This is a genomic window from Halobacillus seohaensis, from assembly GCF_042663045.1.
Lineage (GTDB): Bacteria > Bacillota > Bacilli > Bacillales > Halobacillaceae > Halobacillus_A > Halobacillus_A seohaensis.
This window is the reverse complement of record NZ_JBHSZV010000062.1, coordinates 90,883-114,437: the sequence shown is the minus strand read 5'-3', so window position 1 is coordinate 114,437 and position 23,555 is coordinate 90,883. Positions and strand designations below refer to the sequence as shown.

The 23,555-nt window shown below is 37.7% G+C and carries 29 protein-coding genes, 3 pseudogenes and 2 riboswitches; of the genes and pseudogenes, 23 read left to right on the top strand and 9 right to left on the bottom strand.

Annotated elements, in window-relative coordinates; genetic code table 11:
• Positions 1 to 1,137: 1,137 nt before the first annotated feature.
• The 3 genes and pseudogenes from ACFQIC_RS19910 (at position 1,138) to copZ (ending at position 2,287) form a co-directional block, all read left to right on the top strand.
• Positions 1,138 to 1,420: pseudogene (locus ACFQIC_RS19910) on the top strand (metal-sensing transcriptional repressor).
• 18 nt (positions 1,421 to 1,438) lie between these two features.
• A complete protein-coding gene (locus tag ACFQIC_RS19905; RefSeq protein WP_390217756.1) occupies positions 1,439 to 1,570 on the top strand; it encodes a hypothetical protein in 132 nt (43 codons plus the stop codon).
• A gap of 510 nt (positions 1,571 to 2,080) precedes the next feature.
• Positions 2,081 to 2,287 (top strand): copper chaperone CopZ, encoded by a 207-nt coding sequence (gene copZ / locus ACFQIC_RS19900; protein WP_204708347.1) that lies wholly within the window; start codon positions 2,081 to 2,083, stop codon positions 2,285 to 2,287.
• Between the two features lie 46 nt (positions 2,288 to 2,333).
• Here copZ and ACFQIC_RS19895 read toward each other — a convergent pair whose 3' ends face one another.
• Together ACFQIC_RS19895 and ACFQIC_RS19890 are read right to left on the bottom strand one after the other, a co-directional pair.
• Positions 2,334 to 2,675 carry a spore coat protein gene (locus ACFQIC_RS19895; protein WP_204708348.1) on the bottom strand — a complete coding sequence of 114 codons (342 nt, stop codon included), beginning with the start codon at positions 2,673 to 2,675 and terminating at the stop codon, positions 2,334 to 2,336.
• Positions 2,676 to 2,687: 12 nt separating this feature from the next.
• A complete protein-coding gene (locus tag ACFQIC_RS19890; RefSeq protein ID WP_204708349.1) occupies positions 2,688 to 2,954 on the bottom strand; it encodes a hypothetical protein in 267 nt (88 codons plus the stop codon).
• 235 nt (positions 2,955 to 3,189) lie between these two features.
• On the opposite strand from ACFQIC_RS19890, the gene ACFQIC_RS19885 reads away from it, so the two are divergent.
• The 9 genes from ACFQIC_RS19885 (at position 3,190) to ACFQIC_RS19845 (ending at position 11,882) form a co-directional block, all read left to right on the top strand.
• The gene (locus ACFQIC_RS19885; protein ID WP_204708350.1) at positions 3,190 to 4,107 is read left to right on the top strand and encodes a proline dehydrogenase family protein; all 918 of its coding nucleotides are present in this window, start codon (positions 3,190 to 3,192) and stop codon (positions 4,105 to 4,107) included.
• Between the two features lie 192 nt (positions 4,108 to 4,299).
• On the top strand, positions 4,300 to 6,699 hold the full coding sequence (locus ACFQIC_RS19880; RefSeq protein ID WP_204708351.1) for a 3-hydroxyacyl-CoA dehydrogenase/enoyl-CoA hydratase family protein: 2,400 nt from the start codon (positions 4,300 to 4,302) through the stop codon (positions 6,697 to 6,699).
• A gap of 22 nt (positions 6,700 to 6,721) precedes the next feature.
• A complete protein-coding gene (locus tag ACFQIC_RS19875) occupies positions 6,722 to 7,897 on the top strand; it encodes an acetyl-CoA C-acetyltransferase (protein WP_204708352.1) in 1,176 nt (391 codons plus the stop codon).
• Between the two features lie 18 nt (positions 7,898 to 7,915).
• A complete protein-coding gene (locus ACFQIC_RS19870) occupies positions 7,916 to 9,697 on the top strand; it encodes an acyl-CoA dehydrogenase family protein (protein WP_204708353.1) in 1,782 nt (593 codons plus the stop codon).
• Between the two features lie 138 nt (positions 9,698 to 9,835).
• The gene (locus tag ACFQIC_RS19865; RefSeq protein ID WP_204708354.1) at positions 9,836 to 10,195 is read left to right on the top strand and encodes an arsenate reductase family protein; all 360 of its coding nucleotides are present in this window, start codon (positions 9,836 to 9,838) and stop codon (positions 10,193 to 10,195) included.
• An 80-nt stretch (positions 10,196 to 10,275) separates the two neighbouring features.
• On the top strand, positions 10,276 to 10,659 hold the full coding sequence (gene gcvH, locus ACFQIC_RS19860) for a glycine cleavage system protein GcvH (RefSeq protein WP_204708355.1): 384 nt from the start codon (positions 10,276 to 10,278) through the stop codon (positions 10,657 to 10,659).
• 128 nt (positions 10,660 to 10,787) lie between these two features.
• Positions 10,788 to 11,132, top strand: coding sequence for a topoisomerase (locus ACFQIC_RS19855; RefSeq protein WP_390217752.1), 345 nt, complete (start codon positions 10,788 to 10,790; stop codon positions 11,130 to 11,132).
• A 17-nt stretch (positions 11,133 to 11,149) separates the two neighbouring features.
• Positions 11,150 to 11,461, top strand: coding sequence for a thioredoxin family protein (locus tag ACFQIC_RS19850; RefSeq protein ID WP_390217750.1), 312 nt, complete (start codon positions 11,150 to 11,152; stop codon positions 11,459 to 11,461).
• A gap of 103 nt (positions 11,462 to 11,564) precedes the next feature.
• Positions 11,565 to 11,882, top strand: coding sequence for a hypothetical protein (locus ACFQIC_RS19845; RefSeq protein ID WP_204708357.1), 318 nt, complete (start codon positions 11,565 to 11,567; stop codon positions 11,880 to 11,882).
• Here ACFQIC_RS19845 and ACFQIC_RS19840 read toward each other — a convergent pair.
• The gene (locus ACFQIC_RS19840) at positions 11,875 to 12,321 is read right to left on the bottom strand and encodes a TlpA family protein disulfide reductase (protein WP_390217748.1); all 447 of its coding nucleotides are present in this window, start codon (positions 12,319 to 12,321) and stop codon (positions 11,875 to 11,877) included. The two genes, ACFQIC_RS19845 and ACFQIC_RS19840, sit on opposite strands and share 8 nt — an antisense overlap.
• 48 nt (positions 12,322 to 12,369) lie before the next feature.
• A riboswitch (SAM riboswitch) is annotated at positions 12,370 to 12,473 on the top strand.
• Between the two features lie 147 nt (positions 12,474 to 12,620).
• A riboswitch (SAM riboswitch) is annotated at positions 12,621 to 12,732 on the top strand.
• A 68-nt stretch (positions 12,733 to 12,800) separates the two neighbouring features.
• Between ACFQIC_RS19840 and ACFQIC_RS19835 the strand changes: the two genes are divergently transcribed.
• The 10 genes from ACFQIC_RS19835 to sufB all read left to right on the top strand — a co-directional run bounded on the left by ACFQIC_RS19835 (position 12,801) and on the right by sufB (position 21,603).
• Positions 12,801 to 13,826 (top strand): methionine ABC transporter ATP-binding protein, encoded by a 1,026-nt coding sequence (locus tag ACFQIC_RS19835; RefSeq protein ID WP_204708359.1) that lies wholly within the window; start codon positions 12,801 to 12,803, stop codon positions 13,824 to 13,826.
• Positions 13,819 to 14,487 (top strand): methionine ABC transporter permease, encoded by a 669-nt coding sequence (locus tag ACFQIC_RS19830; RefSeq protein WP_204708360.1) that lies wholly within the window; start codon positions 13,819 to 13,821, stop codon positions 14,485 to 14,487. The genes ACFQIC_RS19835 and ACFQIC_RS19830 overlap by 8 nt, the downstream gene beginning before the upstream one ends.
• 22 nt (positions 14,488 to 14,509) lie before the next feature.
• Complete coding sequence (locus tag ACFQIC_RS19825; RefSeq protein WP_204708361.1) at positions 14,510 to 15,358, top strand: MetQ/NlpA family ABC transporter substrate-binding protein; 849 nt, start codon at positions 14,510 to 14,512, stop codon at positions 15,356 to 15,358.
• Positions 15,359 to 15,432: 74 nt separating this feature from the next.
• On the top strand, positions 15,433 to 15,792 hold the full coding sequence (locus tag ACFQIC_RS19820; protein ID WP_204708362.1) for a carboxymuconolactone decarboxylase family protein: 360 nt from the start codon (positions 15,433 to 15,435) through the stop codon (positions 15,790 to 15,792).
• 197 nt (positions 15,793 to 15,989) lie between these two features.
• A complete protein-coding gene (locus ACFQIC_RS19815) occupies positions 15,990 to 16,160 on the top strand; it encodes a hypothetical protein (protein ID WP_204708479.1) in 171 nt (56 codons plus the stop codon).
• Positions 16,161 to 16,409: 249 nt separating this feature from the next.
• Positions 16,410 to 17,195 (top strand): Fe-S cluster assembly ATPase SufC, encoded by a 786-nt coding sequence (gene sufC, locus ACFQIC_RS19810; RefSeq protein WP_204708363.1) that lies wholly within the window; start codon positions 16,410 to 16,412, stop codon positions 17,193 to 17,195.
• A 19-nt stretch (positions 17,196 to 17,214) separates the two neighbouring features.
• Entirely contained in the window at positions 17,215 to 18,522 is a 1,308-nt protein-coding gene (gene sufD / locus ACFQIC_RS19805; RefSeq protein ID WP_204708364.1) for a Fe-S cluster assembly protein SufD, read from the top strand.
• Positions 18,522 to 19,742 (top strand): cysteine desulfurase, encoded by a 1,221-nt coding sequence (locus ACFQIC_RS19800; RefSeq protein WP_204708365.1) that lies wholly within the window; start codon positions 18,522 to 18,524, stop codon positions 19,740 to 19,742. The genes sufD and ACFQIC_RS19800 overlap by 1 nt, the downstream gene beginning before the upstream one ends.
• Positions 19,732 to 20,172 carry a Fe-S cluster assembly sulfur transfer protein SufU gene (gene sufU, locus ACFQIC_RS19795; RefSeq protein WP_204708366.1) on the top strand — a complete coding sequence of 147 codons (441 nt, stop codon included), beginning with the start codon at positions 19,732 to 19,734 and terminating at the stop codon, positions 20,170 to 20,172. Before ACFQIC_RS19800 ends, sufU begins: the two co-directional genes overlap by 11 nt.
• 33 nt (positions 20,173 to 20,205) lie before the next feature.
• Positions 20,206 to 21,603, top strand: coding sequence for a Fe-S cluster assembly protein SufB (sufB, locus tag ACFQIC_RS19790; protein WP_204708367.1), 1,398 nt, complete (start codon positions 20,206 to 20,208; stop codon positions 21,601 to 21,603).
• Positions 21,604 to 21,688: 85 nt separating this feature from the next.
• On the opposite strand, the gene ACFQIC_RS19785 is transcribed toward sufB, so the two are convergent.
• From ACFQIC_RS19785 to ACFQIC_RS19765, 5 genes are all read right to left on the bottom strand, one after another.
• The gene (locus tag ACFQIC_RS19785) at positions 21,689 to 21,961 is read right to left on the bottom strand and encodes a tyrosine-type recombinase/integrase (RefSeq protein WP_204708368.1); all 273 of its coding nucleotides are present in this window, start codon (positions 21,959 to 21,961) and stop codon (positions 21,689 to 21,691) included.
• Positions 21,885 to 22,046 carry a tyrosine-type recombinase/integrase gene (locus ACFQIC_RS19780; RefSeq protein ID WP_204708369.1) on the bottom strand — a complete coding sequence of 54 codons (162 nt, stop codon included), beginning with the start codon at positions 22,044 to 22,046 and terminating at the stop codon, positions 21,885 to 21,887. Before ACFQIC_RS19780 ends, ACFQIC_RS19785 begins: the two co-directional genes overlap by 77 nt.
• Positions 22,047 to 22,058: 12 nt before the next feature.
• Positions 22,059 to 22,298, bottom strand: a complete 240-nt coding sequence (locus ACFQIC_RS19775) for a hypothetical protein (protein ID WP_204708370.1) — start codon at positions 22,296 to 22,298, stop codon at positions 22,059 to 22,061.
• A 43-nt stretch (positions 22,299 to 22,341) separates the two neighbouring features.
• On the bottom strand, positions 22,342 to 22,791 hold the full coding sequence (locus ACFQIC_RS19770) for an ImmA/IrrE family metallo-endopeptidase (RefSeq protein ID WP_204708371.1): 450 nt from the start codon (positions 22,789 to 22,791) through the stop codon (positions 22,342 to 22,344).
• A gap of 211 nt (positions 22,792 to 23,002) precedes the next feature.
• Complete coding sequence (locus tag ACFQIC_RS19765) at positions 23,003 to 23,131, bottom strand: hypothetical protein (RefSeq protein WP_390217743.1); 129 nt, start codon at positions 23,129 to 23,131, stop codon at positions 23,003 to 23,005.
• Positions 23,132 to 23,169: 38 nt separating this feature from the next.
• Between ACFQIC_RS19765 and ACFQIC_RS19760 the strand changes: the two are divergent.
• Positions 23,170 to 23,337, top strand: a pseudogene (locus tag ACFQIC_RS19760) (RsmG family class I SAM-dependent methyltransferase); the annotation flags it as partial.
• Positions 23,338 to 23,369: 32 nt separating this feature from the next.
• On the opposite strand, the pseudogene ACFQIC_RS19755 reads toward ACFQIC_RS19760, so the two are convergent.
• Positions 23,370 to 23,447, bottom strand: a pseudogene (locus tag ACFQIC_RS19755) (16S rRNA (guanine(527)-N(7))-methyltransferase RsmG); the annotation flags it as partial.
• Positions 23,448 to 23,555 lie beyond the last annotated feature (108 nt).

Below are 23,555 nucleotides of genomic sequence, written 5' to 3'. Positions count from 1 at the left end.
GCAGACCAAATCGCATATGATTTGGTCTCTTATTTTCCCTTTATATATCAATGGTGGACTACTTAATAATACCGACTCCCCCCCTTTTTATCTTGAGTAATTATATTGTTTACCTAACAGAGGTATAGCGTATTGTGATTAATAAAAGATAGGAGTGGTAACCATGGATAATTCACTACCAAAAATAGTGGGAAAGAACCTGTTAATAAACGTACCTATGAAGAATACGGTGGTTTCCGTTACAAAGGATGGCGTTTAGAAGGTCCGGGAAATCACTCGCTTTCCGTGGGCATGTGGTGAGCTTACTCAGGCTACGCCTTGCGGGATCTCACCAATCATGTTCATCCCAGCTCTTACGTTTTATAAGGACGAAGGCTAAATCTAGTTCATCAATCACATCGGCGTTATCCAGCTCCAGCGCCTAGCGGCTAGTGAGACTTCCCTCGCTTCTGTACGATAAGTCAACATCGAATCACGATGTTCTTCGTGTTTCCTTTATCTCCGACAGCTCAGTCCAGTCCATACGCCGCTGACCAAGGCGCCTCCGCTTTTAAAGGTGGAGTCTCGCAATTTCCCGGACCTCCTTGCTTTCGTGAGGAGAACGGAAGTATCAGATGTGGTGCTTCAAGTGAAAAGCCTTCCTTACGAGTGAGAATTGTGCTGGAAGGTGCCTTCTTGCATATCGCTTAAAGCTTCGGATTATTCAATAAAAGAATCGTGGTTCCGTTGCTTTTCATCGGAGCATGGGGGAAGGGCAGGCATACACAACAGGTAATCTCCTACCCTTCATATAAACACGCTATCACACCCGATTTTTAACTTATCATCTGTGGATGTGGCCATATCCCCTGATCTGTATCAGGCTTCAATTGGTGTTATATCAGATATCTCATGCTTTAACAGGGACGGTAGGACGGCACGATTTCTCCACACAATCATCTCGGAATCGAGTCTTCAACAATCCTGCTAAGTTAGCGCAACAAGCACAACTTCGGTCAATGTGCATAACTATTCGTATGTATACACTTTTCGTGAGCATCGATATTGATAAGAGTAACAATGGTTGTATGATTGTTAAGACGATCATACATACTCTTACAAATATAAGGGCAGTCCTTAACTGGAAAAAAGTGTTGTATTTTAATAAGCAAAAACTGTGTCAACTCTTTCAAGCGGTCACAACAAGTTATTAATCGTTTCAAACCAATTGAAGGACAAGTGAGAGGGGTTCAAAATATGGTTGAAAATGGTCGATACTGTGTAGATATTCTCGTCCGAATTTCTGCTATCGATTCTGCCATGAAAAACGTGGGTTATTCTTTAATGAAGAGATCACTAAACATTGCGTAGTGATGCTGTACGTTTAGGAAATGGAAGCGAAGCCGAAGCAATGGATGAGTTAATTAAAGTCATGAGGTAATCAATACGATTGTATTCGATGAAACAGGAACAATTACAAAAGATGCCCCCTGAAGCAACTGACTTTACAGCTCAAGAACCATTAGGATTAGTAGGTAGTGCTGAAAAAAATTATCAACATTTGATGCTAGAACTTTACAGCAAGTGTTAGGACATGGAATAACCGCAAAAGTTCAAGGGAATTCTATATTATTTGGAACAAGGAAGTTATTTGAAGATCATAATGTGGAATACAAAACATATGAGGCCAAAATGACTGAATTAGAGAACCAAGGAAAACAGTGATGCTTATAGGAATTAATGGTCAGACACGAGGAATTGTTGCTGTTATGGATATCATAAAGCAAACAGCTAAACAAGCCTTAGCACAATTGAAGTAAGAAGGTATCGAACTTGTGATGTTAATGGGAGATAATAAAAGAACTGCTCGCCATATTGCGAATGAAGCAGGAATTGACAAAATCATAGCAGAAGTGTTGCCTGAAGAAAAAGTTATTAAGTGAAAAAATGAAGAATAACCGTCGAAATGCCTATAATATAGCTAAAACACCTATAGATTCTATAGGATTACTAGCCCCTTGGGTAGCCAGCCATGGCCTTTAGTTCAGTAAACTCATTAAGATTAAAAAGAATGAAATTACGATGGAAAGGATGAAAAAGCATGCAATTAACTTTAGAAGTAAACGGAATGACTTGTGGTCATTGTGAGAAATCAGTAAAGGATTCCTTGAATACATTAGAAGGCGTCCATGGTGTCGAGGTGGATTTAGCAAGTGGTAAAGTAGATGTCACTTATGATGAGGCTTACGTTTCAAAAGATATGATGAAGGAAGCAATTGAAGCTCAAGGTTATGAACCTGTTGGTTAATAATATAGGTGAAGAAGCCTGGCCCAAGTTTGGACCAGGCTTCTTACTATTGTACCATATAAGGAAGTTGTGATTTGTAGCCGGAAAACTGCTGATAAGAATTTTGGATCTTAGTTTGATCAGCTTGTTCAACGGCATACCAACCATTTTTAAACATTAAGTTATACAAAGTTCTTTGACAATCTTGAGTTTCTTTAAAAATTGTGGCTAAATCTTGGTAAAGGGTCTGATTACTTGCTTCATTTAAAGCAACATTATAGGCACTAGTCATATACTTCTCAGTCGTTAATAGATCATTAATAAAATCTCGTTCATTCATTTGTGGTGTTTTTGGAACACTTGTTTCAGGATTTTGTATTTTGTTTTGCTGTTGTTGGTTCTGTGGCATGTTTTTTCCTCCTTAGTTCATCATTTGCTTATTGGTATTTAGGTGTTCAAGTATTCTATTGTAATGTCTTTGATGCATTTGTCCTGCATCCTCTAGAGCTTGCTTTAACTCTGGAGTTGTACACTGTTCTGCAGAAAAATGTGCTTTTTTGCAAGCGTTCAAATTCCAAGAAAGCATATCGGTTATATACAATTGGTCCTTTGTGCTTACGATTTCTGGTACTTGTTCCATTGGTTGAGATTGTTTCATGTTAGTTGATATACCTTGATTTTGCTGCATTAGAAGTTCCTCCTTTTTAAAGTCGTTTTTAGTATTTCCGTTAGATGTTTGAATATGAAAGAAATATTTGTTCAATTTTTAATATATTCATGAGAAAACATACCCATTTTTTCTGATCAGATGATAAAATATAATTGTGCGAGTTTCTAAATATTTAGTTTTTATATAATTTCATTCAGATGGTTTGATTTTGAAGAATATTTCTCATTGAACCTTGGATGTAGGGGGCGAATTTATGGAACGATTGTTACGTAACTTCTTTTTATTCTTGTCAAAAAATAAATTTTTCACAAAGCTGGCTAGAAAATATGGATTGCGTTTTGGTGCAGGACGGTTTGTTGCAGGTGAAACTATTCCAAATGCTGTGAATACTATTCAGAAGTTAAATCACCAAAAGCTGAGCGTAACAATTGATCATCTTGGAGAGTTTATTGATAGCAAGCAAGAGGCTCAACAGGCAGCGGATGACTGCATTGAAGCAGTTAAGGCGATTGCTGAACATAACTTGGACTCTCAGCTATCATTGAAATTAACTTCTATGGGCTTGGATATTTCATATGATGTTGCTTTAGAAAATATGAGACGAATTTTAGATGCAGCGGAACAAAGCGGTGTTTTTATTACAATTGACATGGAGGACTATGAAAGATGCGAAACGACATTGAAATTATTTAAAGAATTAAGATCTGATTATGAAAATATTGGTACCGTAATCCAGTCCTACTTATACCGAGCGGCAGAAGACATTGAAGACTTGAATAGCTATAATCCCAATCTTCGCCTTGTAAAAGGGGCATATAAAGAATCCCCTAAAGTAGCTTTTCCAGATAAAAAGGATGTAGATGAAAATTACAAAAAAATTATTAAAATGCATTTATTAAATGGAAATTATGCTGCTATAGCCACACATGATGATGCTATGATTGAATATACTCTTCAAGTTGTTAAAGAAAACAATATTCCTCATGATAAATTTGAATTTCAAATGCTTTATGGAATTCGAGTAGAAAGACAAGAAGAGTTAGTTAAAGAAGGTTATAAGATGAGAGTATATGTTCCATATGGAAACGATTGGTATGGTTATTTCATGCGTCGTTTAGCTGAACGACCGGCTAACGTAGCTTTTGTTCTTAAGGGCGTTGTTGGAAAATAATAAAAGTCAGAGGGTTTCCTTTGACTTTGACTTTTGGATTCAAAATTTTTCTGGAATTTTATTTTTTGAAAACGATTGCGAAATGTCTGAATATATCTTATAGTAGTTATAGATACCAGATTTTGTACTGGGGATATTTTTTTAAATGTAAAATGAATGAGTGTTCATTCAAAAGTGATAGGGGGATTAATAATGAATCGAAAAATTAAGCGTGCTGCAGTCTTAGGCTCTGGTGTTATGGGTGCTGGAATTGCTGCTCACCTGGCGAATGTCGGCATACCAACAGTGATGCTTGACATAGTACCTCGTGAACTTACAGATGCAGAAAAAAATAAAGGATTAACATTAGAAAATCCGGCAGTAAGAAACCGTATTGCTGCTTCTAATAAAGCATCATTAAAGAAACAAAAACCTTCACCGTTGACGAGTCAAACAAACTTGGATTTAATCCAAGTTGGAAATTTCACAGATGATATGGAGAGGCTGAACGAAGTAGATTGGGTTATTGAAGTTGTGGTGGAAAATCTGGAAGTGAAAAAGAAAATATTTGCTCAAGTAGATCAACATCGAAAAGAAGGAAGTTTAATTACTTCAAATACTTCAGGCATATCAATTGAAGCTATGTCAGAGGAATGCAGTGATGACTTTCGTAAACACTTTCTAGGTACTCACTTTTTTAATCCACCACGTTATCTGAAATTATTAGAAGTTATACCTACAAGGGATACAGATCCAAGTGTTCTTCAGTTTATGAAACAGTTTGGTGAAGATGTACTTGGTAAAGGAGTAGTGGAAGCGAAAGACACTCCTAACTTTATAGCAAACCGGATTGGAACCTATGGATTACTTGTAACTGTTCGAGAGATGCTCAAAGGCGGTTATAGTGTTGGTGAAGTTGATTCGGTAACAGGACCGCTTATTGGCAGACCTAAAAGTGCTACATTTAGAACGCTAGATGTTGTTGGGTTAGATACTTTTCATCATGTAGCTAATAATGTTTATGATCAGGTAAGTGGAGAAGAAAAGAAAGTATTTGAGATGCCAGACTTTATGAAATCCATGTTGGAAAAAGGATGGTTAGGCTCTAAGAGTGGCCAAGGATTCTTTTTGAAACAAAAGGGTGAAAAAGGAAGCGAAATTCTTCAATTAAACCCTGAAACGCTTGAATACGAAGAACGTCAAAAGCTAAAAACCAAAGGTACCGAAATGGCTGCTCAAGAAAAAGGATCCAAACGAAAATTGAAAGCGCTTGTATCAGCTAAGGGAGATCGTGCTGGAGACTTTGTATGGTCTGTAGTTAAACCAGTACTCATCTATTCAGCAGAATTACATGGTGAGATAGCAGATGATGTTCCATCAATTGATGAAGCTATGCGTTGGGGATTTGGTTGGGAACTAGGACCATTTGAGATGTGGGATGCCATTGGAGTTAGAAGTTCTGTTGAGAGAATGAAAGAAGAAGAAGAATCCATTCCATCTTGGATTGAGATCATGTTAAACGATGGTCAAGAAAGTTTCTATAAACAGGAGAATGGAACCGTTTACTACTATGATAAAGCTAGTTATGAACCACAAACTTTTAATCCAAAATCAATCAATCTAAAAAGGTTGAAACAATCAAATGAAGTGTTGAAGAAAAATGCTGGGGCAAGTTTAATTGATCTTGGTGACGGTGTAGCAGGGTTAGAATTTCATTCGCAAAGTAATGCCATTGGAATGGACATCATTCAAATGATTAACCATGCGATTGATGAAGTAGATGAAAACTTCGAGGGGCTCGTTATTGGAAACCAAGGGAAAAACTTCTGTGTAGGGGCGAACCTTGGAATGATGCTTATGGAGGCCCAAGATTTTAACTTCTTTGAGATTGAAATGGTTGTTAAACATTTCCAAGAGGCGATGATGAAATTAAAGTATTCTGATAAACCTGTTGTTGCCGCTCCGTTTGGAATGACACTTGGCGGTGGAGCAGAGGTTTGCCTACCAGCATCTGCCGTTCAAGCATCTGCTGAAACTTATATGGGGTTAGTTGAACCAGGTGTCGGTCTAATTCCAGGCGGTGGCGGGAATAAAGAACTTTACATTAAACATTTACGCAATATCCCGCAAGGAGTAGACTTTGATCTTCAAAAAGTTGCCAACAGTGTTTTTGAGAAAATAGCGATGGCACAAGTCTCAACATCAGGCGAAGAAGCGAAAGAGAATGGCTTCTTAGATAGTCAAGACGCAATTAGTGTAAATAGTGATCACTTACTTCACGATGCAAAACAAAAAGTGCTGGGATTAGCAAAATCTGGTTATCAGGCTCCTAAGCGCACGAAGATTCCCGTTGTGGGCGAGCAGGGATACGCTACCATGCTTTTAGGTGCTAAGTCACTCGTACTGAGTGGATATGCAAGTGAACACGACTTGAAGATTGCAGAAAAACTAGCATTTGTTTTAGCTGGTGGTCGCGTACAAGAAGGAACATTAGTTGACGAACAATACTTACTAGACTTAGAGCGTGAAGCATTCCTAAGCCTTATAGGTGAAGCGAAATCACAACAACGGATGCAACACATGTTGATGAAAGGCAAACCACTACGTAACTAAAATATCAAAAGGGGGAGATACCGTGAAGGAAGCAGTCATTGTAGCTGGAGCTAGAACACCTGTAGGACGTGCAAAGAAAGGGTCGCTTGCACAAACTCGACCGGATGATCTAGCTGCGCTAACTATAAATGAAACATTAAAAAGAGCGGGTAATTATGAAGGGAATATCGATGATGTCATTATAGGCTGTGCTATGCCAGAAGCCGAGCAAGGAATGAACATGGCACGAAATATTGCTGGATTAGCAGGGTTGGATCATAAAGTACCGGCAATCACAATTAATCGATATTGCTCGTCAGGTTTACAAAGCATTGCTTATGCAGCAGAGAAAATCATGCTTGGACATAGTGATACTGCGATTGCTGGGGGAGCAGAATCAATGAGTTTAATCCCTATGGGAGGTCATGTAATTAAGCCAAACGTCCAGCTCGTCGAACAAGCACCAGAGTATTATATGTCCATGGGTCATACTGCTGAAGAGGTAGCCAAACGTTTTAATGTTTCTCGAGAAGATCAGGATGCTTTTGCTGCTCAAAGTCATGAACGTGCAGAGAAAGCTATTAAGGAAGGAAAGTTTCAAGATGAAATTGTCCCAGTAGAAGTAACAGAACGCACCTTGGGCAAAGACAATAAAGTCAAAGAACAAAAGAAAACATTTGAGATGGACGAAGGTGTACGTCCGGGTACAACAGCAGATATTCTAGGAAAATTAAAGCCGGCTTTTTCAGTAACAGGATCAGTCACAGCCGGAAACTCCTCGCAAATGAGTGATGGAGCAGCTTCTGTACTAGTTATGGATCGAGATAAAGCTGAGGCTGAAGGTTTGACACCGATTGTAAAGTTCCGTTCCTTTGCTGTAGCTGGCGTAGAGCCCGAAGTTATGGGAGTAGGACCGATTGAAGCCGTTCCCAAAGCATTAAAACAAGCTGGCCTGCAACTTTCTGATATCGGTCTTTTTGAACTGAATGAAGCATTTGCTTCTCAGTCACTTAAAGTTATTCGAGAGTTAGGGTTAGATATAAACAAAGTAAATGTAAACGGGGGAGCAATAGCTTTAGGGCATCCATTAGGATGTACAGGAACGAAACTAACATTAAGTTTGATTCATGAAATGAAAAGAAGAAATGAGCAATTCGGTGTAGTTACCATGTGTATTGGTGGTGGAATGGGTGCAGCTGGAGTATTTGAGCTTATATAATATGAGGAGGAACCGATGATGAGTGAATTAAAAGAAATGATTAAAGGTGGAGGATTTCTAGTTGAGGATTTATCTGCTGAAGATGTGATTACACCTGAAGATTTTACAGATGAACATCATATGATTGCAAAAACAACAGAAGATTTCGTATTGGGAGAAGTTGTTCCGAAAATTGATAAGTTAGAAAATCATGAATTTGAACATTCCGTAGATTTACTAAAGAAAGCTGGGGAACTGGGGCTTCTTGGTGCAGACATTCCTGAAGAATATGGTGGGTTGCAGCTAGACAAAATCAGCTCTTCATTAATTACCGAAAAGTTCTCTCGTGCGGGTGGATTTTCTATAACTCACGGTGCTCATGTAGGAATTGGCTCCCTTCCCATTGTGTTTTTTGGAAATGAACAACAAAAACAAAAGTACTTGCCTATGTTTGCTACGGGTGAAAAAATTGCAGCTTACGCATTAACGGAACCGGGTTCAGGATCTGATGCTTTAGGTGCGAAGACTACGGCTAAATTAAATGAGGCAGGCACGCATTATGTATTAAATGGTGAGAAACAGTGGATAACGAATTCAGCTTTTGCTGATGTATTTGTTGTCTACGCTAAGATTGATGGCGATAAATTCACGGCTTTTATTGTAGAAAGAGAACTTGATGGTGTATCCACTGGGCCTGAAGAGAAGAAAATGGGAATTAAGAGTTCCTCTACACGTACTCTAGTGTTAGAAGATGCAGAAGTACCAGTTGAGAATGTATTAGGGGATATCGGAAAAGGGCATGTTATTGCTTTTAATATTTTAAATGTTGGTCGTTATAAGCTGGCAATTGGTGGTGTTGGTGGTTCAAAGCGTGCGATAGAATTAGCTGTTAAATATGCCAATGAGCGTAAACAATTTAAAACACCTATTTCCAGTTTTCCATTAATTCAAGAAAAATTAGCTACAGTGGCAACGAACACTTATGCTAATGAAAGTTCCGTTTATCGCACAGTAGGTTTGTTTGAACAAAGCATGGGCAAATTATCTGAAGAAGAGCTAAAAGATGGTAAAGCTGTTGCTAAAGTAATCGCAGAATATGCTATTGAATGTTCTTTAAATAAAGTTTTTGGGTCAGAACTTTTAGATTTCGCTGTAGATGAAGCAGTACAAATTCATGGTGGATATGGATTTATGCAAGAGTATGAAGTAGAGAGAATCTATCGTGACTCAAGGATTAACAGAATTTTTGAGGGAACCAATGAAATTAATCGAATGATTGTTCCAGGTACCTTGCTTAAGAAAGCAATGAAGGGTGAACTTCCACTTTTACAAAAGGCACAGGCTCTTCAAGAGGAAATTATGACTCTAATGCCTGAAGAGCCAGGGGATGAGGTACTTGAACAAGAGAAGTATATTTTGAAAAACTCTAAAAAGATCGCATTACTGGCTGCTGGATTAGCTGCTCAGAAGTTTGGTGAGAAATTAGAAAATGAACAAGAAATACTTGTCAATATTGCTGATATCACTGGAGAAATCTATAATATGGAATCTGCTATATTAAGAACGGATAAAGCTATTATCAAAGACGGAGAAGAGAAGCATAAACAAAAACTTCTTTACACTCAAGTCTATGTTCAAGAAGCTTTTAATCGTATAGAAGGCCATGCAAAGGAGACGTTAATAGCTGCTGAGACTGGTGATACACTTCGCATGATGCTTGGTGCATTGCGTAAGCTGACTCGTCATACTCCTACTAACGTTATAGCAAAGAAACGTGAAATCGCTCAGACATTGATCACCACTCAAAAATATACAGTATAACTATTGAAAACCAGCTGTAATCTAATAGATGCAGCTGGTTTTTAACATAACTAAAAAATCTTATCGAATATCGAATGATAATATTGATCATAATATGGTAAAATAGGAATTAATATAGAATGAGGGGGAATGTTAGGTATGTCATTAACCTTCTATTGGTACCCTAAGTGTGGGACATGTAAAAAGGCGAAGAAATGGTTAGATGAAAAAAGTGTACCTTACAACATCGTACATATTGTTGAAGAAACTCCTAGTGAAGCAGAACTCTTAACTCTTATTCAAACTAGTGAATTACCAGCTCGTAAATTTTTTAACACGAGTGGGAAAAAATATAGAGAGTTAAATATGAAAGAGAAGTTACAAGATGCCTCAGAGCAAGAAATGGTGAAGTGGCTTGCTTCAGATGGTATGCTAATTAAGCGTCCAATTGTTACAGATGGCACTCAAGTTACTGTAGGTTTTAAAGAAGAACAATTTGATGAAGTCTGGAATGATTGAGCAGAACATTGGAAATAAAAGCAGAAAGCTTTTATGTTTATAATTGTTGTTTATATTAATTTTAATCTGGAGGGGTTATCATGAGTTTACCAAAAGACTTACTTTATTCTGAAGAGCATGAATGGGTTAAAAAAGAAGGCGAAAAAGTTCGCGTAGGTATTACAGATTTTGCGCAATCTGAATTAGGTGATATTGTGTTCGTAGAGTTGCCTGAAGAAGGCGAAGAAATTGAAGCGGATGAGCCTTTTGGAAGTGTTGAATCTGTAAAAACTGTTTCTGAATTGTATGCTCCGATAAGTGGAAAAGTTGTTGAAATTAATGAGGAGCTAGAAGACAGCCCTGAATTTGTTAATGAATCACCTTATGAGAAAGCTTGGATGGTTGTTGTCGAACCTAATGATTCTTCTGAAATGGACGAACTTATGTCTGCGGAAGAATATAAAGAAATGATAGACGAAGAGTAAGTCAAAAGAGTCATGTATACATATGTTTACAATAGGTACGTGGCTTGTAAGATCATAGCTGTATATTAATTATGTGCAGGCCGTGCTTCTTAGCATGGTCTGTTTCTATATAGTAGGTGACTGTGATGATGGAAGAACGAGTATTAATTGTGGAAGGTATTACTGATAAAAAGCAAATCAATAAAGTTTTGAAGAAACCTGTGGACATTATATGTACACATGGTACGTTAGGTATTGAACGTATGGAAGAACTTATTCTTGATTATAATCTAGATCATCGACCTGTCTTTATTTTAGTTGATGAAGATGATTCAGGCAATAAGCTGCGAAAACAGTTAACAGCTGAGTTGCCTCATGCGGAACACATCTATATAGATAAAACGTTTCGGGAAGTGGCTGCTACACCAGAACCTGAATTAGCAAGAGCTTTATTAAGTCATCATTTCGAAGTGAAACCTATTTATTTAATTTAGAACCTAGGAGGCAGATCGTGCGTGTGTTAGAAGAGAAAGATGTCTCGTCTGAACTTAATAACGCAGGGATTACCCTTACGTATATATTTACACCGTTTTGTGGAACGTGTCATTTAGCGAGAAAGATGTTAGATACGATTGAAGCTACTTTTCAAAGACACTTGTTCTATGAATTGAATGCTTCTTTACACCCTGAATTAATGCAAGATTATGAAGTGAAAAGTGTTCCTTGTCTTTTAATTACGGAGAATGGAAAAATAGTTAATAAAATTTATGCTTTTAAATCTGTACCTTACATGTATGAGGAAGTCACAAAATATGTAAAATAATAGCGTTGTTTCCCGGGAAATGACGCTAAATTAATGCTACATTTATGAAGGTTGAATCTCCTTTTTGCCGAAATGTTATATAAGGCAAAAAGGAGGTTTTTTTATGGAAATGGTAAGGAACTGGATAGATGTTGTCAATAGGAGAAGGGATATACTTTCTATATGGAAGGAAAGGCCTATTGTTTTATTTATACAGAATGAAGAGCAAATTATACCATTAACAATCGATTCCTATACTATACGATTAGATTACGAATTTGACTTCCATTGCCAGGTTTATATAAAAACAACTTCTGAAATATTAGAGCGATTGTTAGAAGGAGAGTTGAAATTGAGGACTCTCCCTTCTTCATCACTGATTTTGAAAGGGAAACTTCGAGATACATTATATATTGAATCATTATTTTTATTAGCTAAATGAGTGTACCTAAAGCTCGAACTATATCATAAAAAGAAGACTGATCTCCAAATTGATGAGTAATATAACCTTCTTGATTTATGATGACAGTTGTCGGTACACCCTGTGCTTCGTAGAGTTGATAGGTAGATACTCCTTGATCTACTAAGGTGGGCTGAGTAAGGAATTTATTCGCAAATTCTATACCAGCAACATCGTGTCTTTCCCGACCACTTACATTAATCGTTATCATTGCAACTTTATTAGGGTCGATGTTTTGGTAGAGTTGCTCTTTCTTAGGAAGATCTGTACCACAATCCGGACACCATGAAGTCCAGAAAGTTAATACTACAACTTGCCCAAGGTTTTTGTTGAGTTCGAATTTTTCTTCAGATTGTATGTGAAAAAGTTCAAAATTAGGAGCTTTTTGCATAGTATGAATCACCTCAGTTGTAATTGACATATTATCATTGTAATGGTAACATAAAAAATAATTCAATAGTGACATCTTCACTTATCCAGAGAGGCGGAGGGGACTGGCCCTTTGAAGCCCAGCAACCGGTTATTATAACACGGTGCTACTTCCAGCAAAGCAGTTGCTTTGACCGATGAGAAGAGGAATCCGAAATATATCTCTTCTTTCTTGAGAAGAGTTTTTTTATGGTTATTTTTTGAAAAATTAAGTTGACAGTTTTTTTAGTGGGTGCTAAAATCCTTTTTGTGCTTAATTGTTTAATGCGTTAAATGAATGAAAAATTAATCCTCTTATCTTGAGAGGCGGAGGGACTGGCCCGTTGATGCCCGGCAACCGTCAAGTGCATATCACTTGAAAAGGTGCCAATTCCTGCAAAGTATAAACTTTGACAGATGAGAGAACATGAAAGTGTAGCGCTTTTCTGTTCTTATGCAGAAAAGCGTCTTTTAGTTAGGAGAGAGAACGATATGATTTCGATCAAAGATTTGTCTAAGGTTTTTAAGACGAAAGACCAAGATGTTCGTGCTGTTGACAAGTTAAATCTTTCAATAGATAAAGGTGAAATCTTCGGAGTGATCGGATATAGTGGTGCAGGAAAAAGTACTTTTATTCGTTTGCTTAACAGATTAGAGGAACCCACTAGTGGTAACATTCAAATGAATGATCAAAATCTAACAGGCCTAAGCAAAAACAAGCTAAGGATTGCAAGACAGGAGATTGGCATGATCTTCCAACACTTCAACTTGCTTTGGTCACGTACGGTATTTGATAATATTGCATTTCCGCTAGAAATTGCTGGCATAGCTAAAAGTAAGAGAGTTGAACGAGTAAATGAGCTTATTGAATTAGTAGGCTTAAGTGGACGTGGCAACTCCTATCCCTCTCAACTTAGTGGAGGGCAAAAACAACGTGTAGGTATCGCCCGTGCCTTAGCAAATAATCCAAAAGTATTGTTATGTGATGAAGCGACGTCTGCGCTAGACCCAGAAACGACTGATTCTATTTTGGATTTGTTAGTAAATATCAATGAAAAATTAGGTTTAACAATTGTCTTGATTACTCATGAAATGCATGTAATCCGCAAAATTTGTCATCGCGTAGCAGTAATGGAGAGTGGAAGAATCGTTGAGGCAGGAGACGTACTTGATGTCTTTTTACATCCTAAAGAGAAAGTGACTAAACGATTTGTCGACCAAGTAATGGGTGATCCTGACCGAGAAGACTCCCTTCACCTTATTAATCAAAACTATAAGGCTGGTGAGGTTATTCAACTTCATTTCGTAGGAGAGAATACGAATCAAGCACTTATCAGTGAGTTATCTCGTGAATTTACTATAGATGTTAATATTTTACATGGTAAAATCACTCAGACTCAAAAAGGTGCTTATGGCACCATGCTTGTCCAGCTGGTAGGAGACCAGGACGAAGTTGACCGTTCTATTGCTTATATCAAGACAACCTCTGTAGAAGTGGAGGTGAGTCCTGATGTTTGAGAAGTTGTTTCCTAACGTAAAAATGGAAGATATGGTAGAAGCTACTTATGAAACTCTGTATATGACTGCGGTGTCAGTATTCGGAACTTTTGTTCTAGGCCTAATGTTAGGGTTGGTTTTATATTTATCTGGACCTGGAGGAATGTGGCAAAATAAGATCCTGAATTGGTTGACTGCTTCACTTGTAAACGTGTTTCGGGCTATCCCTTTTATTATTTTAATTCTGCTATTATTTCCTTTTACAGACTTTTTAATGGGAACAATCCGAGGGCCAGGGGCCGCGCTTCCTGCTTTAATTGTTGGTGGAGCTCCATTCTACGCACGATTAGTAGAGATTGCCTTAAAAGAAGTGGATAAGGGCGTTCTTGAAGCTGCAAAGTCGATGGGTGCTAAATATCGGACGATCATCTTTAAGGTTCTTTTGCCAGAGTCAATGCCTGCTTTGATTTCGGGAATAACAGTTACAGCTATTGCATTAATTGGTTATACAGCAGTAGCTGGTGTGATTGGAGCAGGGGGATTAGGTGATTTTGCCTATTTCTACGGTTTCCAACGAAGAGATTTTGATGTTGTTGCGTTTTGTACAATTTTAATTGTAATCATCGTATTTATCTTTCAATTTATTGGAGACTTTGCTTCACGTAAATTAGATAAACGATAAAAATATTTAGGGGGAAATGAAAATGAGAAAATTATGGACAAGTTTATTTTTCACAGCGTTAGTTTTAATTTTAGCAGCCTGTGGATCTTCTGAAGAAGAAGGTTCTTCTGGTGATAGTGAAGGGGACCAAGAACAATCAGAGATTACTGTTGGGGCGACAAGTACACCACACGCTGAAGTTTTACAGGAGGCTCAACCACTTCTTGAGGAAGAAGGAATCACTTTAAATATCGAACAATATCAGGACTATATTTTGCCGAACCAAGATTTACACGAGGGTGTGCTTGATGCCAACTATTTTCAACATATACCTTATCTAAAAGACCAACAAGCTCAAAACGAAGATTTTGATTTTGTAAACTTAGGTGGTATTCATATTGAGCCTATGGGTATTTATTCAAAAGATATTGCGAGTGTAGACGATATTGAAAATGGAACGACGGTACTTATGAGTAATTCTACTGCTGATCATGGCCGAATTCTTTCTCTAATTGAATCTGAGGGTCTAATTACTTTAGATGAAGATGTAGAAAAAGTTGAAGCTACAGTGGATGATATTACTGAGAATCCAAAAAATTTAGAATTTGAAGCAGGTATTGATGCAGCTATGCTTCCGGAAAACTATAAGCGTGAAGACAATGTTCTTGTCGCTATTAATACTAACTATGCGATTGAAGCTGACTTGAATCCAAGTGAGGATGCTTTAATTATTGAGGGATCTGAATCACCATATGTAAACGTCATTGCAGCTAATAGTGAAGATGAAGATAATGAAGCACTAAATACTCTTGTAGAAGTACTACGTTCAGAGAAAATTCAATCCTTTATTGAAGAAGAATATGAGGGAGCGGTAGTTCCTGTAAATGAATAAAGTTTGAATGAAATGCGTCATGAGGTTAATACTAACCCATGACGCATTTTTTAATTCAAAGGAGTTTTCATACAATGGAAAATCAGGATATTAACCTTGCTGAAGCATATTTGCATGAATACAAACATGGAATAGGGGTATTTACAGAGAAAATGCCTACATTAGCGCATAAGTTTAGTGAATTCTCGGAAGCCTGTTTTCAAGAAGGTGAACTCTCAAAGAAACAAAAACAGTTAATGGCTTTAAGTATTAGTATAGTAGCTCAAGATGAATATTGTATTGTTTATCATACTAAAGGTTGTGTCGATCAAGGTGCGAGTGAGCAGGAATTAATGGAAGCTTGTGGTGTGTCCGCAGCATTTGGTGGAGGAGCTGCTCTCAGCCAAGCGGTTACTCTAGTTCAAGAATCCTATTATGATTTAACACAAGATTAACATAATTATTAGAATATTGAAGCAAAAGAGATAAATTTGATTTGTCATTCCGCTACAAACGCTTACATTCGGATATTTGTTTTCAAACCCTTTATTTTAGTTTTATATGGTTTTTGAGAATGATGATTTGGTTATGGTAAACTAATATATGTAAAAAGTGAGAAAGGGATTGATTTATTATTAGTGACAATCTGGGTTTGAATTATACTGCGGAAATGGAAAAGGCGATGCACCAAACGCATGATTTGAGTTATGCACAGTATGCGGGAAATATCGACCAAATGATGAAGGTCGAGGAGAAACGCCAGAAAGAATTCGAACAGAGCCAGAAATTTGTTGCAGAAGTAGATCGTCAACTGTATAAATGATTATAGAAAATCAGGTAGCCTTTTAGGGAACCTGATTTTTTTCTTGTATACGATTTTGTTATTATAATAAGGTAGAAACTAGAAATGTTATACTTTTAGCATCAACTCTTCCTCTTGTCGAATTAATGGAAATGAGTTGATATCAGATGCTAAATGATATAAGATTGTAATGAGAATAAATTGAGAATGGTTTTGAACCACAATAACCAGAACAATTAATTTATAAATTAGATACTGGAGGTATTATTTATGGCAGGATCAACTCTTGAAATTAAAAATCTTCATGTAGAAATTGAAGGTTCAGAAATCTTAAAAGGTGTCAATCTAACAATCAACGGTGGAGAATTCCACGCGGTTATGGGGCCTAACGGAACTGGTAAATCAACACTAGCTTCTGCAGTTATGGGACATCCTAAATATGAAATAACACAAGGTGAAATAATTCTTGATGGCGAGAACGTTCTTGATATGGAAGTGGACGAACGTGCTCAAGCTGGACTTTTCTTAGCAATGCAATACCCAAGTGAGATCAGTGGCGTAACAAACTCTGACTTCTTACGTTCTTCTATTAATGCACATAGAGAAGAAGGCGATGAAATTTCTCTAATGAAGTTCATTAAGGAAATGGATGCTACCATGGAAACGCTAAACATGGATAAGAACATGGCACAGCGTTATCTTAACGAAGGCTTCTCTGGTGGAGAGAAAAAGCGTAATGAAATACTACAATTAATGATGGTGAAACCTGCCATTGCCATTCTAGATGAAATTGATTCTGGTTTGGACATTGATGCTCTTAAAGTAGTTGCAAAAGGTATCAATGAAATGCGCGGTGAAAACTTTGGTTGCCTAACTATTACTCACTATCAACGTCTATTGAATTATATTACACCTGATAAAGTACACGTAATGATGCAAGGCCGTATCGTGAAGTCTGGTGGACCAGAACTAGCTCAACGTTTAGAAGAAGAAGGCTATGACTGGGTCAAGCAAGAGCTTGGCATCGAAGACGAAACTATACAGCAAAAAGCGTAATCAAGATAGGAGGGATATAATGACTGTAAAAGTATCACAACCATACGATAAAGATTATGTTACCCAATTCTCTCAAGGCTTAAATGAACCAGATTGGATGAAGGAACTTCGTCTGAGCGCACTGGACAAAACAGAATCTCTAGAGATGCCTAAGCCTGATAAAACTAATATTAAAGATTGGAATTTCACTGAATTCAAACATAATGTGTCAGGTGAAAAGATACAATCTATTCAAGAATTACCTGATGAGCTGCTTGTTTTACTCGATCAGGATAAAGAACAGCAAAATTTAATTATACAGAGAAATCACACCGTGGCTTATAAGAGTTTAGATCAGAAATTGCAGGACCAGGGCGTGATTTTAACAGACATTAACTCTGCTATTCGAAATCACAGTGACTTAGTAGAAAAATATTATATGACTGAAGCTGTTCAGGTGGATGAGCATCGTTTAACCGCTCTACACACTGCGTTAATGAATGGTGGTGTCTTCTTATACGTTCCGAAGAATGTAAATATCGAAGAGCCTTTGCAGACAATTTTCTGGCAAGAAGATCCAGAGGCTTCATTAATTAATCATGTGTTAGTAGTAGCAGAAGAAAATAGTTCAGTAACGTATGTTGAGAACTATACTTCAAATAATAAGGACGTTAAGACTTCTGCGAATAACGTTACAGAAGTTTTTGCGAAGGCTGGATCTAAAGTTTCTTTTGGTGCAGTGGACAACTTTGAAGCAGGTACTACTGTATATACAAACCGAAGAGGCCTTACTGAACGTGACGCTACGATTGAATGGGCACTCGGTCAAATGAACGAGGGTGACACTGTATCAGAGAATATTACTCATCTTATTGGTGATAATTCGTCATCTAGTGCGAAAACAGTGACTATAGGTACAGGTACTCAAAAACAGAACTTCACTGCCAATATTACACACTTTGGCAAAGGTTCAGAGGGTTATATTTTGCAACACGGTGTAATGAAAGATAAATCTTCTGGTATCTTTAACGGAATTGGAAAGATTGAACATGGCGCAGCTAAATCAAATGCAGAACAAGAATCACGTGTTCTCATGTTAAGCAAAGACGCTCGTGGTGACGCAAACCCAATTCTATTAATTGATGAAGATGATGTCACTGCTGGGCACGCAGCTTCTGTAGGTCGTGTAGATCCAATGCAGCTCTTCTACATGATGAGCCGAGGCATTTCACAACATGAAGCAGAACGACTAATCATTCATGGTTTCTTAGCTCCTGTTGTTAATCAATTGCCAATTGAAGCTGTGAAGCAACAGTTGACACAATTGATTGAAAGGAAAGTATATTAATGGATGTGAAAGCCGTTCGTGATGCTTTTCCGATTTTGCATCAAGAAGTAAATGGACATCCTCTTGTATACTTGGATTCATCAGCAACTTCTCAGAAACCAAACCAGGTTATTGATAAGTTGAGTGAATACTATCGCGGCTATAACTCTAATGTTCACAGAGGTGTGCATACTCTAGGCACAAAAGCTACGGATGAATATGAGGGAGCACGTGAGAAAGTAAGAAACTTTATTAATGCCCAAAGTTCTCAAGAAGTTATTTTTACTAGAGGAACAACAACGGCTATTAATACAGTTGCTGCAAGTTATGGCCGTGCAAACTTGAAGAGTGGTGATGAAATTGTTATCACACCTATGGAACATCATAGTAACATTATTCCTTGGCAGCAAATTGCGAAAGAAACAGGAGCAACTCTGAAGTATATGCCACTTCAGTCAGATGGAACGATATCCCTTGAGGATGCTGAAGCAACTATTACGAATCAAACGAAAATAGTCGCTGTTATGCACGTTTCAAATGTTTTGGGTACCATTAATCCTGTAAAAGAAATTGCGGCTATTGCTCATAGACATGAAGCTGTAATGCTTGTAGACGGAGCACAAAGTGCGCCACACATGAAAATTGATGTACAAGATTTAGATTGTGACTTTTTTGCTTTTTCTGGTCACAAAATGTGTGGGCCAACTGGTGTTGGTGTGCTTTATGGTAAGAAAGCGTTACTCAAAGAGATGGAACCCGTAGAGTTCGGTGGAGAAATGATTGATTTTGTAAACTTATATGACTCTACGTGGAAAGAGCTTCCTTGGAAATTTGAAGGAGGCACTCCTATAATTGCTGGAGCTATTGGTCTTGGTGCTGCTATTGATTTTCTAAATGAAGTTGGACTTGATGAAATCGAGGCACATGAACATAAACTCGCACAATATGCACAGCAACAGATGAAAACTATCGACGGTTTAACAATATATGGACCAGAACAAAGAGCAGGTCTGATCACATTCAATATATCTGATGTGCATCCTCACGATCTAGCAACAGTATTAGATGCGGAAGGTATTGCTGTTCGTGCTGGTCACCATTGTGCACAGCCTCTTATGAGATGGCTAGACGTTTCAGCAACAGCAAGAGCAAGTTTCTACTTGTATAACACAGAAGAAGATGTTGATCGACTTGTTCAAGGATTACAAACAACGAAGGAGTATTTTGGCGATGTCTTTTAATAATTTAGATACGCTTTACCGCCAAGTTATCATGGATCATTATAAAAATCCTCGTAACCGTGGATCAGTTGAAGGTGATCACCTCACTGTTGATATGAATAATCCTACTTGTGGTGATCGAATTGAGCTACAGCTACAAGTGAACGATGGTGTAGTGGAGGACGCAAAGTTTGATGGAGAAGGATGTTCCATTAGTATGTCTTCAGCTTCCATGATGACACAGGCTATTCAAGGTAAATCCGTTGACGAAGTGCTCAAAATGTCACGCATTTTTTCAAACATGATGTTGGGTAATGAGGTAGAAGATGATACTCTTGACTTAGGGGATATTGAATCTCTTCAAGGTGTATCTAAATTCCCTGCACGAATAAAGTGTGCAACACTAGCTTGGAAGGCAATGGAAAAAGGTGTCGACGAAGAGGAAGCATAATTGCTTGATATACCAAAAGGAGGTATTATAACCATGGCTAAGAAAGCGCCAGAAGTCGAAGAGTACCAATATGGATTCCATGAGAAAGATGTTTCTATTTTCCGTACTGGGAAAGGTTTAACAAAAGAAGTCGTTAAACAAATCTCTGATTATAAAAGTGAACCAAAGTGGATGCTTGATTTCCGTTTAAAATCACTTGAACAATTTTATAAAATGCCTATGCCTCAATGGGGCGGCGATCTATCCGAACTAAATTTTGATGACATTACGTACTATGTAAAACCATCCGAACGTTCTGAACGTGATTGGGATGAAGTACCAGAAGAAATCAAGAATACGTTCGATCGCTTAGGCATTCCTGAAGCCGAGCAAAAGTATTTATCAGGAGTTTCTGCTCAGTATGAATCTGAGGTTGTTTATCATAGCATGGAGAAGGACCTTGAAGATTTAGGTGTCGTCTTTAAAGACACAGATACAGCTCTTATAGAAAATGAAGAGTTGCTTAAGGAATACTTTGCAAAAGTGATTCCAGCATCTGATAACAAGTTCTCTGCCTTAAACTCAGCGGTTTGGTCTGGTGGCTCTTTCATTTACGTACCAAAAGGTGTAAAAGTTGAAACGCCTCTACAAGCCTATTTCCGTATTAACTCAGAAAATATGGGACAGTTTGAGCGTACTCTCATCATTGTAGATGAAGGAGCTTCCGTCCATTATGTTGAAGGGTGTACAGCACCAACGTATTCTTCAAGTTCTCTGCACAGTGCAGTAGTAGAGATCTTCATTAAGAAAAATGCCTACTGCCGTTATACAACGATTCAGAATTGGGCAAACAACGTGTATAACCTTGTTACAAAACGTGCAGTAGCTGATGAGAACGCTACGATGGAATGGGTTGACGGTAACTTAGGTTCTAAGTTAACGATGAAGTATCCATCCGTTATTCTCAAAGGAGAAGGCGCTCGCGGAATGACTCTATCTATTGCACTAGCAGGAAAAGGTCAACACCAAGATGCCGGTGCGAAAATGCACCACTTAGCTCCAAACACATCTTCTACCATCGTTTCCAAGTCTATCTCTAAGAATGGTGGTAAGGTTACGTATCGTGGTATTGTTCAATTCGGACGTAAAGCACATGGTGCCCGTTCTAACGTTGAGTGTGACACATTGATTATGGATAATCAGTCTACTTCCGATACGATCCCATATAATGAAATTATGAACGAAAATATTTCATTAGAACACGAGGCGAAAGTTTCTAAAGTATCTGAAGAACAGCTTTTCTACTTGATGAGTCGTGGTCTTTCTGAAGAAGAAGCAACAGAAATGATTGTAATGGGCTTTATCGAGCCATTTACAAAAGAACTACCAATGGAATATGCTGTTGAAATGAACCGTCTTATCAAATTCGAGATGGAAGGTTCAATCGGATAATAAATAATAACCCTGTGATATCAAAGGGTTTAAGTGAATAATTATATATCTCTAACGGGGTCGTGCCGATATTGTGCCGACTCCGTTATTTTTTTACATAAGCAGAGAACTTTTGTAGCTCATCTTCCTCAATTTTATCTGTAACATCTAGGTAAGTGTCAGCTGTTGTTTTGATTGTTTTATGTTCAAGTCGGTCTGATACATATTTAATCGATGCTCCGGCCTCTAACAATAAAACTGCATGGGTGTGTCTGAATCCGTGGGTTCCTTTGTATTCAACATCAGCCGTAATGAAATATACTTTTAATAATCGATAAGTATCGCAAGCGAGCCCCAAAAGAATAATCTCTTTCGGCATAATCGTTCATCCATTTATTTATGTGCGTTCGTTTTATGTTAATAACTTTTAGATGTCCGAAATGGGGAAGTATATGATTAGGCAAAACTGATTCATATTAAACGTATGTAGAATCTTTTAGTTGGTTTTTCTTATGTTCTTGTATCCATTCTGTTACAACTTCATCAAAACGTTTATTCTTATCGTTTAAAGTTTGTCCATAATATATTCTTTCAACTTTCCCTGCCTCGATCTCTGCCTCCTTTTTTGTTCTGAATGTACCTATTGAAAACTCTCTATTGTCTTGAGAAACTCGAGCTTGCCATTTACCACTTTTCAGTTTTCGGAATGTAGCCATTTGAATTCACCTCTTCATCGCGAATGTATGTTCGGTTGAAAAATTAAATTTTTTTATCGAACTTCTCCACCGTTTTCAGTTGAACGAGATCTTTGGGAATTCCGTACATATTAGCAGCTTCATAAATAGTAATGTTGTGATCTTTAAAGTCATCAAGGTCTTCATCTGGAATTAGCAATTCAACTGCAAAACCGTTCGCTTCTCGTTCAATTTTGTGAGTAGAATAGTAAGTATGTTTTTTAAGGAATGGGGTATTAGACTTCGGGTGAAGTGTAGCATGTCCAAGCTCATGACCGCATACAAATCCTATCTGATCTTCTCCGATATTTTCATTGATATGTATAAATGGGATTCTAAAGTGTCTACTGTAATACCCAAGAATTTCACCTAAAGGTTCAAACTGGACCTGAATCCCTATCTTTTCAGCAATCTGGAACCGGCAATTAGTATTATGTTTTCTTATTAAACTATCAACCTTCTTCTTAACACCCACTTATGATCCCTCCTATTTCTTGAACTTCTTAGATGTAAACTTTTCCTTCGCCATACGTTTTGCTAGTCTGAGGGAATTTTCTAATGAAGCGACAAGTAGTTGACGGTCTTCTTCATCCATATCCTCAACAGATTGACCATCAAATGCTGCGTAAGCACTTTCGCCATTTAGGTCGTAAATAATTTACTCCAGCTCATTCTGTAAATCTCGTTCATCCTTTGTGTTTAAATTCTGGCAGGTTACCCTCATGTTCTTCATTTAACTCTTGGCCATTAGCCAACTTCTCTAAATCATCGGTGGATATTCCTAGCCCCTTACAAACTTTTATAATATTATCCACAGAAGCGTTACCGATTCCTCTTTCCAGCATAGACCTTACCGCTTCACATTTGTGACGTCAGAGCGGGAGCTGGATTTCCTAGTATCCCTTTGAAAATTGCTTTTCCACAAATTAAAGTGACAATTGTCGATTCATTAAAGAAACGAATCAGATTTTTGAATCACTTAGCCCACGAACTTGGGTTGAATGATGTTGCTTTTTATCATTTTTCTATAAAGAAAAAGGTGGTCTGACCTACTTATTCGATCGGTGATTTATTGGGATTTCCCGCTTTACGCGGATACTTTTTAGGAGTTTGACGGCGTTTTTCTATAAGATTCTCTATCTTAGGCCTGTTATATTCTTTAGTTGAAAACTGCTTGCTGTAAATAGTGAACTCTTCATGTAAATTAACTTTACTCATTTTAACCCCTCCAAAGATATA

What these genes read in the sequence shown, in the direction of transcription:
- ACFQIC_RS19830 (WP_204708360.1), top strand. Translation starts at nt 13,819, where the DNA reads ATGTTTGAGAAGTTGTTTCCTAACGTAAAAATGGAAGATATGGTAGAA.
- sufB (WP_204708367.1), top strand. Translation starts at nt 20,206, where the DNA reads ATGGCTAAGAAAGCGCCAGAAGTCGAAGAGTACCAATATGGATTCCAT.
- sufD (WP_204708364.1), top strand. Translation starts at nt 17,215, where the DNA reads ATGACTGTAAAAGTATCACAACCATACGATAAAGATTATGTTACCCAA.
- ACFQIC_RS19785 (WP_204708368.1), bottom strand. Translation starts at nt 21,961, where the DNA reads ATGCCGAAAGAGATTATTCTTTTGGGGCTCGCTTGCGATACTTATCGA.
- ACFQIC_RS19825 (WP_204708361.1), top strand. Translation starts at nt 14,510, where the DNA reads ATGAGAAAATTATGGACAAGTTTATTTTTCACAGCGTTAGTTTTAATT.
- sufU (WP_204708366.1), top strand. Translation starts at nt 19,732, where the DNA reads ATGTCTTTTAATAATTTAGATACGCTTTACCGCCAAGTTATCATGGAT.
- ACFQIC_RS19845 (WP_204708357.1), top strand. Translation starts at nt 11,565, where the DNA reads ATGGAAATGGTAAGGAACTGGATAGATGTTGTCAATAGGAGAAGGGAT.
- ACFQIC_RS19895 (WP_204708348.1), bottom strand. Translation starts at nt 2,675, where the DNA reads ATGCCACAGAACCAACAACAGCAAAACAAAATACAAAATCCTGAAACA.
- sufC (WP_204708363.1), top strand. Translation starts at nt 16,410, where the DNA reads ATGGCAGGATCAACTCTTGAAATTAAAAATCTTCATGTAGAAATTGAA.
- ACFQIC_RS19865 (WP_204708354.1), top strand. Translation starts at nt 9,836, where the DNA reads ATGTCATTAACCTTCTATTGGTACCCTAAGTGTGGGACATGTAAAAAG.
- ACFQIC_RS19775 (WP_204708370.1), bottom strand. Translation starts at nt 22,298, where the DNA reads ATGGCTACATTCCGAAAACTGAAAAGTGGTAAATGGCAAGCTCGAGTT.
- ACFQIC_RS19890 (WP_204708349.1), bottom strand. Translation starts at nt 2,954, where the DNA reads ATGCAGCAAAATCAAGGTATATCAACTAACATGAAACAATCTCAACCA.
- ACFQIC_RS19870 (WP_204708353.1), top strand. Translation starts at nt 7,916, where the DNA reads ATGAGTGAATTAAAAGAAATGATTAAAGGTGGAGGATTTCTAGTTGAG.
- gcvH (WP_204708355.1), top strand. Translation starts at nt 10,276, where the DNA reads ATGAGTTTACCAAAAGACTTACTTTATTCTGAAGAGCATGAATGGGTT.
- ACFQIC_RS19905 (WP_390217756.1), top strand. Translation starts at nt 1,439, where the DNA reads ATGAAACAGGAACAATTACAAAAGATGCCCCCTGAAGCAACTGACTTT.
- ACFQIC_RS19855 (WP_390217752.1), top strand. Translation starts at nt 10,788, where the DNA reads ATGGAAGAACGAGTATTAATTGTGGAAGGTATTACTGATAAAAAGCAA.
- ACFQIC_RS19885 (WP_204708350.1), top strand. Translation starts at nt 3,190, where the DNA reads ATGGAACGATTGTTACGTAACTTCTTTTTATTCTTGTCAAAAAATAAA.
- ACFQIC_RS19800 (WP_204708365.1), top strand. Translation starts at nt 18,522, where the DNA reads ATGGATGTGAAAGCCGTTCGTGATGCTTTTCCGATTTTGCATCAAGAA.
- ACFQIC_RS19835 (WP_204708359.1), top strand. Translation starts at nt 12,801, where the DNA reads ATGATTTCGATCAAAGATTTGTCTAAGGTTTTTAAGACGAAAGACCAA.
- ACFQIC_RS19880 (WP_204708351.1), top strand. Translation starts at nt 4,300, where the DNA reads ATGAATCGAAAAATTAAGCGTGCTGCAGTCTTAGGCTCTGGTGTTATG.
- ACFQIC_RS19840 (WP_390217748.1), bottom strand. Translation starts at nt 12,321, where the DNA reads ATGTCAATTACAACTGAGGTGATTCATACTATGCAAAAAGCTCCTAAT.
- copZ (WP_204708347.1), top strand. Translation starts at nt 2,081, where the DNA reads ATGCAATTAACTTTAGAAGTAAACGGAATGACTTGTGGTCATTGTGAG.
- ACFQIC_RS19820 (WP_204708362.1), top strand. Translation starts at nt 15,433, where the DNA reads ATGGAAAATCAGGATATTAACCTTGCTGAAGCATATTTGCATGAATAC.